Annotated in this window: 11 protein-coding genes and 1 pseudogene; 5 read left to right on the forward strand and 7 right to left on the reverse strand. The window is 72.0% G+C overall.

Going from position 1 to position 13,616, the window contains the following annotated elements; all coding sequences use genetic code 11:
* The first annotated feature begins 17 nt into the window (after nt 1–17).
* Nucleotides 18–986 carry an acetylxylan esterase gene (locus tag GQF42_RS06525; RefSeq protein ID WP_158918524.1) on the forward strand — a complete coding sequence of 323 codons (969 nt, stop codon included), beginning with the start codon at nt 18–20 and terminating at the stop codon, nt 984–986.
* A 158-nt stretch (nt 987–1,144) separates the two neighbouring features.
* On the forward strand, nt 1,145–1,903 hold the full coding sequence (locus tag GQF42_RS06530) for a GntR family transcriptional regulator (protein WP_158918526.1): 759 nt from the start codon (nt 1,145–1,147) through the stop codon (nt 1,901–1,903).
* On the opposite strand, the gene GQF42_RS06535 is transcribed toward GQF42_RS06530, so the two are convergent.
* Both GQF42_RS06535 and GQF42_RS06540 read right to left on the reverse strand, forming a co-directional pair.
* Entirely contained in the window at nt 1,881–2,624 is a 744-nt protein-coding gene (locus tag GQF42_RS06535; RefSeq protein WP_158918528.1) for a class I SAM-dependent methyltransferase, read from the reverse strand. The genes GQF42_RS06530 and GQF42_RS06535 overlap by 23 nt on opposite strands.
* Nucleotides 2,625–2,628: 4 nt before the next feature.
* Nucleotides 2,629–3,192 (reverse strand): PadR family transcriptional regulator, encoded by a 564-nt coding sequence (locus GQF42_RS06540; RefSeq protein ID WP_158918530.1) that lies wholly within the window; start codon nt 3,190–3,192, stop codon nt 2,629–2,631.
* 72 nt (nt 3,193–3,264) lie between these two features.
* On the opposite strand from GQF42_RS06540, the gene GQF42_RS06545 reads away from it, so the two are divergent.
* Nucleotides 3,265–3,663 (forward strand): nuclear transport factor 2 family protein, encoded by a 399-nt coding sequence (locus GQF42_RS06545; protein WP_158918532.1) that lies wholly within the window; start codon nt 3,265–3,267, stop codon nt 3,661–3,663.
* A gap of 739 nt (nt 3,664–4,402) precedes the next feature.
* On the opposite strand, the gene GQF42_RS06550 is transcribed toward GQF42_RS06545, so the two are convergent.
* Nucleotides 4,403–5,668 (reverse strand): cytochrome P450 family protein, encoded by a 1,266-nt coding sequence (locus GQF42_RS06550; protein WP_158918534.1) that lies wholly within the window; start codon nt 5,666–5,668, stop codon nt 4,403–4,405.
* Between the two features lie 321 nt (nt 5,669–5,989).
* On the opposite strand from GQF42_RS06550, the gene rho reads away from it, so the two are divergent.
* Nucleotides 5,990–7,141: a transcription termination factor Rho gene (rho, locus tag GQF42_RS06555; protein ID WP_158918537.1), complete on the forward strand. Its 1,152-nt coding sequence runs from the start codon at nt 5,990–5,992 to the stop codon at nt 7,139–7,141.
* 227 nt (nt 7,142–7,368) lie between these two features.
* Nucleotides 7,369–8,064: pseudogene (locus GQF42_RS06560) on the forward strand (D-alanyl-D-alanine carboxypeptidase family protein); the annotation flags it as partial.
* A 59-nt stretch (nt 8,065–8,123) separates the two neighbouring features.
* Here GQF42_RS06560 and GQF42_RS06565 read toward each other — a convergent pair.
* From GQF42_RS06565 to aspA, 4 genes are all read right to left on the reverse strand, one after another.
* The gene (locus tag GQF42_RS06565) at nt 8,124–9,515 is read right to left on the reverse strand and encodes a glycosyltransferase family 87 protein (protein ID WP_233273268.1); all 1,392 of its coding nucleotides are present in this window, start codon (nt 9,513–9,515) and stop codon (nt 8,124–8,126) included.
* Nucleotides 9,512–10,915 (reverse strand): polyprenol phosphomannose-dependent alpha 1,6 mannosyltransferase MptB, encoded by a 1,404-nt coding sequence (mptB, locus tag GQF42_RS06570; protein WP_158918538.1) that lies wholly within the window; start codon nt 10,913–10,915, stop codon nt 9,512–9,514. Before mptB ends, GQF42_RS06565 begins: the two co-directional genes overlap by 4 nt.
* A gap of 245 nt (nt 10,916–11,160) precedes the next feature.
* A complete protein-coding gene (locus tag GQF42_RS06575; RefSeq protein ID WP_158918540.1) occupies nt 11,161–12,099 on the reverse strand; it encodes a glutaminase in 939 nt (312 codons plus the stop codon).
* A gap of 50 nt (nt 12,100–12,149) precedes the next feature.
* Complete coding sequence (aspA, locus tag GQF42_RS06580) at nt 12,150–13,559, reverse strand: aspartate ammonia-lyase (protein WP_158918542.1); 1,410 nt, start codon at nt 13,557–13,559, stop codon at nt 12,150–12,152.
* Between the last annotated feature and the right edge of the window lie 57 nt (nt 13,560–13,616).

Below are 13,616 nucleotides of genomic sequence, written 5' to 3' on the forward strand. Positions count from 1 at the left end.
CGCAAAGGCGGTTGGCGATGGTCCTGTTCGACCTTTCCCTCGACGAACTGCGTGCGTACCGCAGCGACTCCGCCGAGCCCGAGGACTTCGACGCCTTCTGGGACAAGACCCTGGAGCAGGCGCGCGCACACGAACTGGACGCCCGTTTCGAGCGCGTGGACACCGGGTTGTCGACGGTCGAGGTGTACGACGTGACGTTCGCGGGGTACGGCGGCCACCCGGTCAAGGGCTGGCTGCGGCTGCCGGCGGGCGCAACCCGGCCGCTGCCGCTGATCGTCGAGTTCATCGGCTACGGCGGCGGGCGCGGACTGCCGCACGAGAACCTGCTGTGGGCGTCGACGGGCCGTGCGCACTTCGTGATGGACACCCGTGGCCAGGGCAGCGCGTGGGGCGGCGGGGGCGGCACGGCGGACCCGGTGGGCGCGGCACCGGCGTACCCGGGTTTCCTGACACGGGGCATCGACGCGCCCGAGAACTACTACTACCGCCGGGTGTTCACGGATGCCGTGCGCGCGGTCGAGGCAGCCCGTGCGCACCCGCTGACCGACGCGGCGCGCACGGTGGCGCTCGGTGCGAGCCAGGGCGGTGGGATCACGCTGGCCGTCGGCGGCCTGGTCCCCGATCTGGTCGCGGTCGCGCCGGACGTGCCGTTCCTGTGCGACTTCCCGCGCGCGACAACGTTGACGGACCGTCACCCATACCGTGAGATCGGCCTGTTCCTCAAGACGCACCGCGGCCGCTCGGCCGACGTACGGCGCACACTGTCCTACTTCGACGGGGTGCACTTCGCGGCGCGGGGCCGCGCACCGGCCCTGTTCTCGACCGCGCTGGAGGACCAGACCTGCCCGCCCTCGACGGTGTTCGCGGCCTTCAACGCCTGGGCGCACGAGGACAAGGCGATCGAGGTGTACGACTTCAACGACCACGAGGGCGGCGGCCCCTTCCACGAGGCGGCGAAGGTACGCTGGCTGCGGTCGCACGCCTGACGGAGCTGCGACAGAGCTGCGGTCGTGCGTCTGACAGAGCGGGGCGGGTTTTCGGCCGAACCGGCAGGCCGCTCTTCCCTTGTGGTTTAGACCAATGCTAATTGTGGTCGCGCAATGAGCCCGCACGGCTACGTCTTGTCACCACAGGAGGGCGCGGCATGGCCCGCACCACCCCGTACGAACCCTCACCGAGCCACGAACCCGCGCAGTGCGACGATCGGCCCCTGTACGGGCGGATCGCGGCACTGCTGCTCGACGAACTGCGCGCCGGCACCATCCCTCCGGGCGAACGGCTGCCCGGCGAGCGGCACTTGGCCACGCACTACCAGGTCAGCCGGGAGACCGTAAGGCAGGCGCTGGAGGTGCTGCGCCGCAGCGGCCTGGTCGCGACCGACCGGCGCGGCAGCCATGCCACGCTGCCCGGCCGGCCACTCGAGACGCCAGGGGCGCCGGTCTTCCCGCTGGGCGCCCGCTCGTCGGACCCGTGTGCGGTCGACCGGGCCACGGTGACCTGGGAGGCGCCGCCACCGGAGCATGCGCAGGCGCTGGGGCTGGCCCCGCACCGGCCGACGCTGGTGCACCGCTACCGGTCGGCCACGCCGGACGGCCGGTCGCTGCGCACGGCGGTGACCTCGTTCTCGGCGGTGGCGCTGTCGGAGGTCACGGAGCTGGCCCGCTACCGGGACCGGGCCGACGGTGCCACCCCCGCCCAGCTGCGCCGCGCCTACGACTGGATGCGCAAAGCCGGTCTGGCCCTGCACCACCGGGACGCGATCACACAGGTCGGCGACGCGTTCTCGGTACGGGTCACCCGGCGGGTGCACGACCAGTACGCCCGGCCACTGGAGATCACCGACCTGGTGGTGAACGAACAGGACGCCCTGGTCTACGAGTTCACGCTGCCCGCCGCGGGCTGAGCGCGCGAGCCACCACGAGCCCGGCCCGCGGGCTGCCGTCATCGCGTCGGCCGAACTCCGGCAGGGCACGCAGCTCGGCTTCGAAGCCGGCACGCCCCAACTCCCCCAGCACATCGCCGAGTCGGAAGGTGCGGTAGTACATGACGAACGGCGGTCGCCACAGGGCGTTGCGCACCCGCATCACCGCGTCGAAGCCGAGCAGCATCCAGAAGCCGGGCCGCGTCGGTCGGGGCGGGGCGAGCACCGGGAAGGCGAACCGGCCACCGGGCCGCAGGACCGAGTGGACCTGCGCGAACAGCCCCGGCAGCTCGCGCGGCAGGAAGTGACCGAACGCCCCGAAGGAGACGACGAGATCGAAGACGGCCGGGAAGGGCAGGGCCCGGGCATCGCCGCGCACCCAGGCGGTCAGGGGCCCGACGTCGGACCGCACCCGGCGCCGGGCCACCTCGAGCATGCCCGCACTGAAGTCGACCCCGGTGACGCTTTGACGGCACAGCCCGCTCAGCACTTGCACACCCGCGCCGGTTCCGCAGCACAGGTCGAGTCCGTCCGCGAACGGGCCGAGTGGCGCGAGCGCCTTCGCGGCGGACTCCAGCACCTCGTCGGGTGTGCGGAAGGGGGTGTGGTCGAACTTCGGGGCGAGCAGGTCGTAGCCGCGCTCGACGGACGACAGCGCCTGTGCGGCGAGTTCACGCAGGCTGGGGCCTTCGGGACCGAACATCGTCTCAGCCTAGGGCCACCCGCTCCGCGAGGATCGTGCGGACCCGTTCGCACCAGCGCAGGTTCTCCTCCTCGTAGGCCATCCCCGCGAGCAGAGTGAGGTACGGTCCGACGCGGTCGGCGGTGCGCAGGTACTCCTCCTCGGTCCGGCCGTCCAGGAGACGGTCGCGCACCCGTCGGTAGCGGTCGAGTTTTCCGCGCGCCCAGCCCATGCGCTCCTCGAGCAGCGCCCGCGTGACCTCCGGGTCGCCACTGTCCATCGCCTGGATCTTGATGAGCAGTTCGTCGCGCAGGACCGTGGGCCGCTTGGGCGGCTCGGCGGCGAACGCGCTCAGCTCGGCCCGGCCGGCCCCCGTGAGCGTGAACATCCGCTTGTTGGGCCGCCGTTCCTGCTGCACGGTCCGGGCCCGGACGAGCCCGTCCTGCGCGAGGCGCTCCAGTTCCCGGTAGAGCTGCTGCGGGGTGGCGGGCCAGAAGTTCGCGAGCGAGACGTCGAACACCTTCGACAGCTCGTACCCCGAGGCCTCGCCCTCCAGCAGAGCGGCCAGGACGGCGTATTTGAGCGACATGTGGACAGGCTAGCAGTCGTTGATTAATCTCATCCGCACCTATTCAATTAGTTGACTATACGAGGTGATCCGATGCGCGCGTTCCGCGAGGCGGTGGAGGCCGGGGACATCGACGCCGCCGAGGCGCTGCTGGCCGAGGACGTCGTCTTCACCAGCCCGGTCGTCTTCAAGCCGTATCCGGGCAAGGCGATCACCGCGGCGATCCTGCGCGCAGTGGTCGAGGTCTTCGAGGACTTCCGGTACGTCCGTCAGATCGGCGAGCCGGACGGCCGCGACCACGCGCTGGTCTTCGCGGCCCGGGTGGGCGACCGCGAGCTGACCGGCTGCGACTTCCTGCGGGTGAACGAGGACGGCTTGATCGACGACTTCATGGTCATGGTCCGTCCGCTGTCCGCCGCACAGGCCCTCGCCGAGGCCATGGGCGCACGGTTCGACCAGGTCGTGCGGGAGGCGGAGGCGCGGTCGGCGTGAGCACGCCTCCGCCGTCGCCTCACGCCAGGGCGCGGGTGATGTCGCCGGTGCAGGGTGTGCCGGGCGCGATGGCGGTCGCGGTGCCGTCGACCGTCGTCGTCACGGACCTGCCGCCGGGGGCCCGAACGGCCGTGCCGGTGTCCAGGGCGGCCCGGGTCAGGTACGAGGTACCGGTGACCGTCCATGTCGAGCCGCGAGGGGGGGGGCTCGGTGTAGACGCCGATGCTCATCATCCTTCCGTCGACGGTGATGGCGGTCTGCCGGCCCTTGTCGAGGAAGGTGGAGCGTGTGGAGTTCACGACCGTGCCGCCGTCCAGGGTCAGCGTGCCGGAACCGAAGAACACGTAGCCCTGAGCGGCCGGAGTCCACTTCCGTGCTCCGCTCCGGCACGGCCGCCAACCCGGCTTTCGCCAGCGCCGGTTCCAGCTCGGTGTTGAGCGCGGCGACGGCCGCGCGGGTGCTGTCCCCGTAGTGCACGACCGCGGCCGGCCCTGCGATGACGGTCGTGCAGGAGCCCGCGTCCAGCCGGGAGCCCAGGACGCGGACCGTGGCGTCGCCGATGGCGTAGGTGCCGTAGCCCGAGCAGCGGCACCGGGCCGATGAAGGCGACGAGGGAGGTTGTGGTGACGGGCAGCGCGGCGATCCAGAACTGCCCGGCCGCCATCGGCAGCGGTCCGCCCATGAGCAGGGTGCGCGGCTCGACCCGGGTGAGTATCCTGCTGGTTGGCTGGTATACGGCTCAGGCTCCGCGGGAGACGGCCGGCGTGAGCCTGACCGGCAGGGAGCGCACGCTGTTGCCGACGAATCCGGAGTGCGGCAGCAGATCGGTTTCGGCCGCGGCGAGTTCGAGGTCCGGGAAGCGGGTGAACAGCCGCTCCAGCGCGATCCCTGCCTCCAGCCGGGCCAGCGGCGCGCCGAGGCAGTAGTGCGCGCCGTGGCCGAGGGAGAGATGGCGTACGGCGTCGGGCCGGGCGGGTCGGGTGACGTCGAAGCGACCGGCGTCGGGGCCGTGCGCGCCCGGATCCCGACCGGCGGCGGAGTAGCCGGCGAGCACAGGGGTCCCCGCGGGGATGACGGTGCCGTCGACGGTCAGGTCCCGCACCGGGTAGCGGAACGGGAAGTAGCTGACCGGGGCGTCCCAGCGCAGGGTCTCCTCCACCACGTCGGCCCAGCTCGCCCGGCCCGCGCGCACCAGGCCGAGCTGGTCACGGTGGGCGCACAGGGCGCGTACGGCGTTGGTGATGAGGTTGAGCGTGGTCTCGTGCCCGGCAATGATCATCAGCACGAGGGTGCCGATCAGCTCCTGGTCACTGAGCCGGTCGCCGCCCTCGTTGCGGGCCGCGATGAGCGCGCTGGTGAGGTCGTCGGCGGGGTGCGCGGCCTTCGCCGCCGCGATCTCGCCGAGTACGGCGACGAGTTCGCGGTTGGCCGCGATGGCCTGGCCGGGTGTGCTGTCGGTGGCCACGACCTGGTTGCTCAGGTGGTGCAGCCGGTCGCGGAACTCCGGTTCCACACCGAGGAGTTCGCTGATGACGACCATTGGCAGGGGCAGGGCGAAGTGGCGCCGCAGATCGGCGACCCCGCCTCCCGCCTCGGCGGCGTGCGCAAGGTCGCCGAGCAGTGCGGCGGTCAACTCCTCGATCCGGGGCTGCAGTTCCGCCACGCGGCGCGGGGTGAAGGCCCGGCCGACCAGAGATCGCAGCCGGCGGTGGTCATCGCCGTCCGCGGTGGTCATGCCCCGGACGGTCGCGAAGGTCAGCATCGGCCAGCCGGGGGCGATCCGCCCTTCCCGCAGGGCGGTGAAGTGCATGGCGTTCTTGGCGACTTCGGGATGCTGGAGGAAGTCCTTGAGCGCCTCGTGCCCGAGTACGGCCATCCCCTCGATGCCGCCGGGCAGTTCGACCGGGGCCACGGCACCGTCCGCCAGCAGACGCGCGTTGACGGCGTGCGGACAGCCGCCGGAGGGGTCCAGACGGTACGGGGGCCGGGCAGCGGAGGTCACCACGGGGTCTCCTGACGGTCTCGCGGGGCAGGAATGAACACGGACGCCATCATGTTGACCCAGACGGACGCACGGGTATAGTGCGATCAGCGCATGTGCGTGTCCCGTCGTACGGACACCGGTGCCGCCGACTTCTCCTCCAGCCCCTCGGCCGAGCTTCCGACCGGCCCGGGCTTCTTCTCAGCACCACCTTGTGACCAGGGCGTTTCCGCCGTGTCCCGAGGTGCCGTTCCCGCCGCCCGGAGGCAGGCCCGTCCGCCTCCCGCTCACGGCCACTCCCCCTTCCCACTGCCTTCTTCTCCGTCCCCGAAAGGGCCTCCCACCATGACCACCACCACACTCGAACACCCTCCTGTGGTCCCCAAGACCCCGGCCGCCCGGCTCGTCACCGGTGTCCTCGACATCGACACGCAGGGGAAGGGCCGGCTGCGGGCCACGAACCTCCTCTCCACCCCGGCCGACCCCCAGGTGCCGGCCGCCCTGATCCGGCGCCACGGGCTGCGCAGGGGCGACCTCGTCGAGGGCGCGCCGGGCGACCGGCGTGCGCTGACCGAGGTCACGCGCGTCGAGGGACGGGTTCTGGCCGATCCGCGCGCCCGGCGCCACTTCCACGACCTCACCCCGCTCCACCCGCACGACCGCCTCCGCCTGGAACATCCCGGGTCGGGACCGGCCGGCCGGGTCACCGACCTCCTCGCGCCGGTCGGCAAGGGCCAGCGCGGGCTCGTCGTGGCCCCGCCCAAGAGCGGCAAGACGGTGCTGCTGCAGCAGCTCGCCGCCGCCGTGGCCGGCAACCACCCCGAGTGCCGGCTGATGGTGCTGCTGCTGGACGAGCGGCCCGAGGAGGTCACCGAGATGCGTCGCTCGGTGCGCGGCGAGGTGTACGCCTCGACCTTCGACCGGGCCGCCAAGGAGCACATCGCGCTGGCCGAACTCGTCGTCGAACGGGCCAAACGCCTGGTGGAGGCGGGCGAGGACGTCGTCCTCCTGCTGGATTCACTGACCCGGCTGTGCCGGGCCCACAACAACGCCTCCGCCGCCGGCGGACGCACCCTGAGCGGCGGTGTCGACGCGGGCGCGCTGCTCGGGCCCAAGCGGTTCTTCGGTGCCGCCCGGCAGGCCGAGGAGGGGGGCTCGCTCACCATCCTCGCCACCGTGCTGGTGGACACCGGTTCCCGCGCCGACCAGTACTACTTCGAGGAGCTGAAGAGCACGGGCAACATGGAGCTGCGCCTCGACCGCGAAGCCGCCGCCCGGCGTCTCTTCCCCGCTGTGGACATCGACGCCACCGGCACCCGCCGCGAGGAACTCCTGCTCACACCGGCGGAGTTGACCGTCGTACACGGCCTGCGCCGCGCCCTGCGCACCCGGGAGGGCGGTCCGTCCGGCCTGGAGACCCTACTGGAGCGGCTGCGTGCCACCCCCGACAACGCCACGTTCCTGCGCCAGATCCGGCCCACCCTGCCGACCGGCTGACCACGGCTCACGGCCGGGGAATGCCTCGTCCGGGTTACCTGCATGGGCCGAACGGACCCGACGGCGCGAGGAACCGCAGACTCGTTCCTACGTTGATTCGTATGATTAACGCACTTTCTCATCGGGCGGCGGTATCGGCCTGTTCCCTGTGTGTGGCGGGAGTGCTGGCCCTCGGTCCGGCCACCGCCTTCGCCGGTGAGCCCGCCCCGCCCGGCCCCCGGCCGGCGATGCCGGAAGCGTCCCTGCTCTACCGCTCCGGCACGCAGGTCCGGCCGCACCGGGACGCGCCCGAGGTGCCGCAGGTCTCGGCACTGTCCTGGCTGGTGGCCGACGCCGGCAACGGGGATGTGCTGGCCGCGAGCGGCGCCCACCGCAGGCTGCCGCCCGCCAGCACCCTCAAGACGCTGTTCGCCCTCACCGTGCTGCCCAGGCTGCCGGGCGGGATGCGGCACACCGTGCGCCGCGAGGAGCTGGCGGACATCGGCCAGGGCAGCAGCCTGGTCGGCATCAAGGAGGATCACACCTACCAGGTGGCCGACCTGTGGCGCGGGGTCTTCCTCAGATCCGGCAACGACGCCGTCCATGTGCTCGCCTCCATGGCCGGCGGCTGGGGTGCCACGGCCACGCAGATGCAGACCAAGGCCCGCTCGCTCGGCGCCCCGGACACCCACGTCGTCTCCCCCGACGGCTACGACGCGGACGGCCAGGTGTCCTCCGCCTACGATCTGGCGATCTTCGGCCGGGAGGGGCTGCGCAACCCCGACTTCGCCCGCTACTGCTCCACCGCCCAGGCCACGTTCCCCGGCGACGGCTGGTCGTTCGGCATCCAGAACACCAACCGCCTGCTGACCGGCGCCAACGGCGTGAAGCCGTATCCGGGGCTGCTCGGCATCAAGAACGGCTACACCAGCAACGCGGGCAACACCCTCGTGGCCGCCGCCCGCCGGGGCGGCCGCACACTCGTGGTGACCGTGATGAACCCTCAGGGCGGTGGGTCCGTGTACGGCGAGGCCCGCCAGTTGCTCGACTGGGGCTTCGACGCGGCCGGCCGGGTGGATCCGGTCGGCTCGCTGGACGCGTTGCGCGCCAAGCCCCGCCCGGCCAGGCCGCCGGCCGTCCCGGTGGCCGCAGCCGCGTCACAGGCTCCCGCCAACGGCGTGGACTGGCCGGCCGCGCTCGTCGCGGGGCTCGCAGGGCTCGGCGCCGGGGTCATCACCGTGTTCCTGCGGACCAGGGGCAAGGCGGCGCGCGGCTGACCCGTCGGCAGACCGAGCAGCAGGCCCAGCGTGATCCATGTGTAGGTGTTGCTGCCGAGGAACCCGCCGATGCCGAAGGAGCCGTCGTACCAGAGCCACACCACGCTCGTGCACAGCACCGCGTACAGGGCGCCCGCGAGCCGCGGGCGCCCGGCGCGGACCAGCACCACGAAGGACGGCAGCAGCCACACCAGGTGGTGCACCCAGGTGATCGGGCTGACCAGGCACGCCGTCGCCCCGGTGAGCGCGAACGCCGCCGTCCAGTCACCGGACTTCACCGCCCCTCGGGCCCGCCAGGCCCAGACACACAGTGTCAGCAGGACCACCGCCGCCCACATCGGGCGGCCGGTCTCGCCGAGGCGGGCCAGCACCCCCTGGAGCGACTGGTTCGACACATAGTCGAGCCGGCCCACCCGGCTGGTGTCCCACAGCGCCTCGGTCCAGTAGAAGCGGGACGCCCGCGGATCCGCCCAGGCCGCCAGCGCGGTCGCCACGGCGGCCACGGCCGTCGCGATCCCGGCCGCCCGGCGCCGCCCGGCGAGCAGCAGCAGGCCGATGAACAGGGCGGGCGTCAGCTTCACCGCTGCGGCGAGCCCGATCCCTGCGCCCGCCCAGCGGCCCCGGCCGGTGCTCAGCAGCCAGGAGTCGCCGAGGACGAGGGCGAGCAGCACCAGGTTCACCTGGCCGAAGCTGAAGGTGTCGCGCAGCGGCTCGAACAGCGCGAGCAGGCACAGGACGAGCGACCAGCGGTACCAGCCGTGCCGCCGCCAGCCGGGACCGGCCAGGATCCGCAGGACCACCGCCAGCGCAGCCAGGTTCACCAGGAGCGAGAGCACGATCGCGGTGTTCCGGCCCAGCGGGGCCAGCGGCAGCATGGTGAGGGCGGCGAACGGCGGATAGGTGAAGCCGTACGAGGTGCCGGGCACCCGGTAGTCGTAGATCCGGCCGCCGTGGTGCACCCAGGTGTGCACGGTCCCGTAGTAGACACGCAGGTCGAAGAAGTCGCGCAGCAGCGGCACGGTCGCCGTGAAGACGGTGACCGCGGCGGCGAGGACGAGGACCAGCAGCAGCCGCCATCTGGCCGTACGCGGCCAGACGGGCCCGGTCAGCGCGGTCACGCCGTGCGTCCCGGTGCCGGGGCCTGCGCCGCCTGGTGGGCCTGCCACAGCACGACCACGCCCAGCAGCCCGCCGGAGACGGCGAGCACGAACTGACCGAGGTCGGCGGGGCCGCCGCTGGGCAGAACGGCGAGGGCGAGAACACCGGCCAGAGCCGCGACCCGGTGCCGTACCGAGGTGTTGGGCGCGGCGGCGGCGATCAGGAACAGGCCCCAGAGCACGTACCAGGGGCGGATCGCCGGGCCGAACACGGCGACGGTCAGCAGGCTCAGCCCGAGTGCGTACACCGGTCTGAGCCGCAGCCGGAGCCATATCAGCGCCACGGCGACGGCGGTGGCGGCGAGGCCCAGCAGATGCCAGGCCGGTACGGCCAGCGGGGCGAGGCCGCTGCCGAGGTGCTGCAGCAGGGCGCCGGTGGCCCGGCCGAGCAGGCTGGTCAGGGCCCAGTTCTGCGGCGAGACCGGGGTGGTGAGAGCGCCGATCCAGCCATAACCGGTACCGGCGACGGCGGTGGCCGCGATGGTGGTTACGGCGGAGACGGCCAGCGTGGTCAGGGCGGCGGGCACCGGGCGGCGACCGGCTCGGACCTGCAGGGCGAGCACCGCCAGGAGTCCGAGTGCGGCCGGTGCCTTGACCAGGGCGGCCAGGGTGACGAGGACGGCCGCGGCGACACCGCAGGCCAGCCGTCGGCTGCACGCGCCGACGAGGCCGAGCCCCAGCAGGCCGAGCATGAGTGCGTCATTGTGGGCGCCCGCGACCAGATGCAGCAGGACCAGCGGGTTGAGGGCGCCGAGCCAGAGGGCGGCGGCCGGGTCGGCGCCGCTGTGCCGGGCGAGGCGGGGCAGCGCCAGGGCCATGAGGCCCACGCCGAGCAGGGCGACCAGGCGCATGCCGAGCAGGCCGGCGGGCAGGGCGCCGCGGGTCAGGCCGGTCAGTGCGGAGGCGAGCCCCAAAAAGGCGGGGCCGTAGGGGGCGCCGGTGTGCTGCCACATGGGCGCGACCTCGTCGGCGAGCGGGCCGCCGAGCTGGTCGGGGCCGTGGGCGTAGACGTTGATGTGGGCGTCAACCATGGCGCCCTGCGCGAGATAGCTGTAGACGTCCCGGCTGAACAGCGGCGGGGCGAGCAGCAGCGGGGCCGCCCACACGGCCAGCACGAGCAGCAGGGCGCGCGGGCTGGGCGGCTGCGGTCCGCGCACCAGCCGGCCGAGCAGCACCCAGGCCGCTATCAGCAGGACGACGCCGAAGTAGACCCCGACCAGGCCGAGCGCCACCTGCACCGAGGCAGGGGCCAGCAGGTTCTGCACGGGCAGCGCACCGGCGCTCTCCCCGCCCAGCGCGAGAAAGGCCGTACCGGCCAGCCCGAGCAACTGGCAGCGGCGGAGATCGATGGGGAATGCCATGGCCAACACTGGTTCAGCGTGTCAACGCCGGGTGGCTGGAAGGCGACGCTCCACTCACCTGCGGGCGGCCCGCACGTGACCGGAGTGTGAGCAACGACGTCTTCCGCACGACCGGAGGTCACCCGGGCCCGCCCACCGAGGGACAACCGTGCCCGTCCCGGTCCACCGGTCCGGCCCGGTCCATCGGCTCCTCCCGCCCGTTGTGCACCGCCGTGCGGCTCTGGAGGAGTTCGCGCTGTGGTCGCTCAGAACACCGACAGGCCCGTAAGCGTCGTGAACCGGTCGAGGGCCGCCACCCCCGCCACCGAGTTGCCGCGTTCGTCCAGACCCGGGCTCCACACGCACAGCGTGCACCGGCCCGGTACGACGGCGATGATGCCGCCGCCGACGCCGCTCTTGCCGGGCAGACCCACGCGATAGGCGAAGTCGCCCGCCGCGTCGTACGTCCCACAGGTCAGCATCACGGCGTTGACCTGCTTGGCCTGGCTGCGGGTGAGCAGTCGGCCGCCGTCGGCGCGGATGCCGTGCCGGGCGAGGAAGCCGGTGGCGAGGGCCAGGTCGGCGCAGGAGGCGGAGACGGAACACTGCCGGAAGTACTGGTCGAGCAGGACCGTCACGTCGTTGTCGATGTTGCCGTAGGACGCCATGAAGTGGGCGAGCGCGGCGTTGCGGTCGCCGTGGGTGGTCTCGGAGGCGGCGACCTCCAGGTCGAAGTCCAGGCCGGCGTTGCCGCTCTCGGCGCGCAGGAACTCCAGCAGCTCTCCGGCCGCGTCGCCGCTACGGGTCTGGAGGCGGTCGGTGACGACGAGCGCACCGGCGTTGATGAAAGGATTCCGCGGAATGCCGTTCTCGTACTCCAGCTGGACGAGGGAGTTGAAGGGGTTGCCGGAGGGCTCTCGGCCCACGTGCTCCCAGAGTTCGTCGCCCTCGCGGGCCAGGTCCAGGGCGAGCGTGAAGACCTTGGTGATCGACTGCGTGGAGAACGGCTGCCGCCACTCCCCCACCCCGTACACCGTGCCGTCCAGCTCGGCGACCGCCATGCCGAAGCTGCGGGGATCGCAGGCGGCGAGGGCCGGGATGTAGTCGGCGGGACGGCCGCGGCCGGGGGTGCGGCCCATCTCCTCGGCGATGCGCTCCAGGACCGGCAGGAAGGTGTGGGACGACGTCGTTGTCATGATCGCCATTGTGCCTCCCGCTCGGTCCCGGAACGTAATCGAGTGCGCGTTGCCGCAGGTCAGGCCAGGGATGCCCCCTGGCCCGCGACGACCTCGGGTCGCAGCAGGTCGGCGAGCCGGTCGGCCGGCAGCAGCCCCTTCTCCAGCACCAGTTCGGCCACGCCGCGGCCCGTGACGAGGGCCTCCTTGGCGATGTCGGTCGCCGCCGTGTAGCCGATGTGCGGGTTGAGCGCGGTGACCAGGCCGATGGAGTTCTCCACGGTCGCGCGCAGCCGCTCGGTGTTGGCGGTGATGCCGTTCACGCAGCGCTCGGCCAGCGTCAGGCAGGCGCTCTGCAGATGCGTGATCGACTCCGACAGGGAGTGCAGGATGATCGGCTCGAAGGCGTTGAGCTGGAGCTGTCCGGCTTCGGCGGCCATGGTGATGGCGACGTCGTTGCCGATCACCTCGAAAGCGACCTGATTGACCACCTCGGGGATCACGGGGTTGACCTTGCCCGGCATGATCGACGAACCGGCCTGCACCGGCGGCAGGTTGATCTCGCCGAGACCCGCGCGCGGACCGGAGGAGAGCAGGCGCAGGTCGTTGCAGCTCTTGGAGAGCTTGACCGCGATCCGCTTGAGCACGCCGGACATCTGGACGAAGGCCCCGCAGTCCTGGGTGGCCTCGACCAGGTTGGCCGCGGTGACCAGCGGCAGCCCGGTGATCGCGGCCAGGTGACGGCGGGCCGCCTCGGCGTAGCCGGCGGGCGCGTTGAGTCCCGTACCGATCGCCGTGGCACCGAGGTTGATCTCATGGATCAACTCGACGGCCTCGGCAAGACGGCTGCGGTCCTCCTCGATCATGACGGCGAACGCGGAGAACTCCTGCCCGAGCGTCATCGGCACGGCGTCCTGCAACTGCGTGCGGCCCATCTTGAGCACGTCACGGAACTCGACGGCCTTACGGGCGAACGAGTCCTGCAGTACAGCCATGGCCTTGAGCAGTCCACGTACCGCGAAAACCGTCGCTATCTTGACGGCGGTCGGGTAGACGTCATTGGTTGACTGGCCCAGGTTGACATCCTCATTGGGATGCAGATGGGTGTACTGCCCCTTGTCGTGGCCGAGCAGTTCCAGCGCGCGGTTCGCCACGACCTCGTTGGCGTTCATGTTGGTGGATGTGCCGGCGCCGCCCTGGATGACGTCGACGACGAACTGGTCGTGCAGCCTGCCCGCGCGGATCTCCCGACAGGCGGCGACGATCGCCCGCGCCTTCTCGGGTGCCAGCAGCCCCAGTTCCTCGTTGGCGAGCGCGGCGGCCTCCTTGACGGCGGCCAGGGCGTCGATCAGATGCGGGTACGCGGAGATCGGCGTACCGGTGATGGGGAAGTTCTCGGTGGCCCGCAGGGTGTGCACACCCCAGTAGGCGTCGGCGGGTACGTCACGGTCGCCGAGCAGATCGTGCTCGCTGCGGGTGGCGGCGGTCATGAGGGTTCGGATCCTCTTTTTCTGAGGGGGTGAGGGTGATCGGTGGTCAGTGAAGGC

Origin of the sequence: Streptomyces broussonetiae, from assembly GCF_009796285.1 — a bacterium.
Lineage (GTDB): Bacteria > Actinomycetota > Actinomycetes > Streptomycetales > Streptomycetaceae > Streptomyces > Streptomyces broussonetiae.

Excerpts from the sequence above, each read along its gene's own strand:
- mptB (WP_158918538.1), bottom strand. The coding sequence starts at position 10,915 with ATGGCATTCCCCATCGATCTCCGCCGCTGCCAGTTGCTCGGGCTGGCC.
- GQF42_RS06525 (WP_158918524.1), top strand. The coding sequence starts at position 18 with ATGGTCCTGTTCGACCTTTCCCTCGACGAACTGCGTGCGTACCGCAGC.
- rho (WP_158918537.1), top strand. The coding sequence starts at position 5,990 with ATGACCACCACCACACTCGAACACCCTCCTGTGGTCCCCAAGACCCCG.
- GQF42_RS06540 (WP_158918530.1), bottom strand. The coding sequence starts at position 3,192 with ATGTCGCTCAAATACGCCGTCCTGGCCGCTCTGCTGGAGGGCGAGGCC.
- aspA (WP_158918542.1), bottom strand. The coding sequence starts at position 13,559 with ATGACCGCCGCCACCCGCAGCGAGCACGATCTGCTCGGCGACCGTGAC.
- GQF42_RS06530 (WP_158918526.1), top strand. The coding sequence starts at position 1,145 with ATGGCCCGCACCACCCCGTACGAACCCTCACCGAGCCACGAACCCGCG.
- GQF42_RS06545 (WP_158918532.1), top strand. The coding sequence starts at position 3,265 with ATGCGCGCGTTCCGCGAGGCGGTGGAGGCCGGGGACATCGACGCCGCC.
- GQF42_RS06535 (WP_158918528.1), bottom strand. The coding sequence starts at position 2,624 with ATGTTCGGTCCCGAAGGCCCCAGCCTGCGTGAACTCGCCGCACAGGCG.
- GQF42_RS06575 (WP_158918540.1), bottom strand. The coding sequence starts at position 12,099 with ATGGCGATCATGACAACGACGTCGTCCCACACCTTCCTGCCGGTCCTG.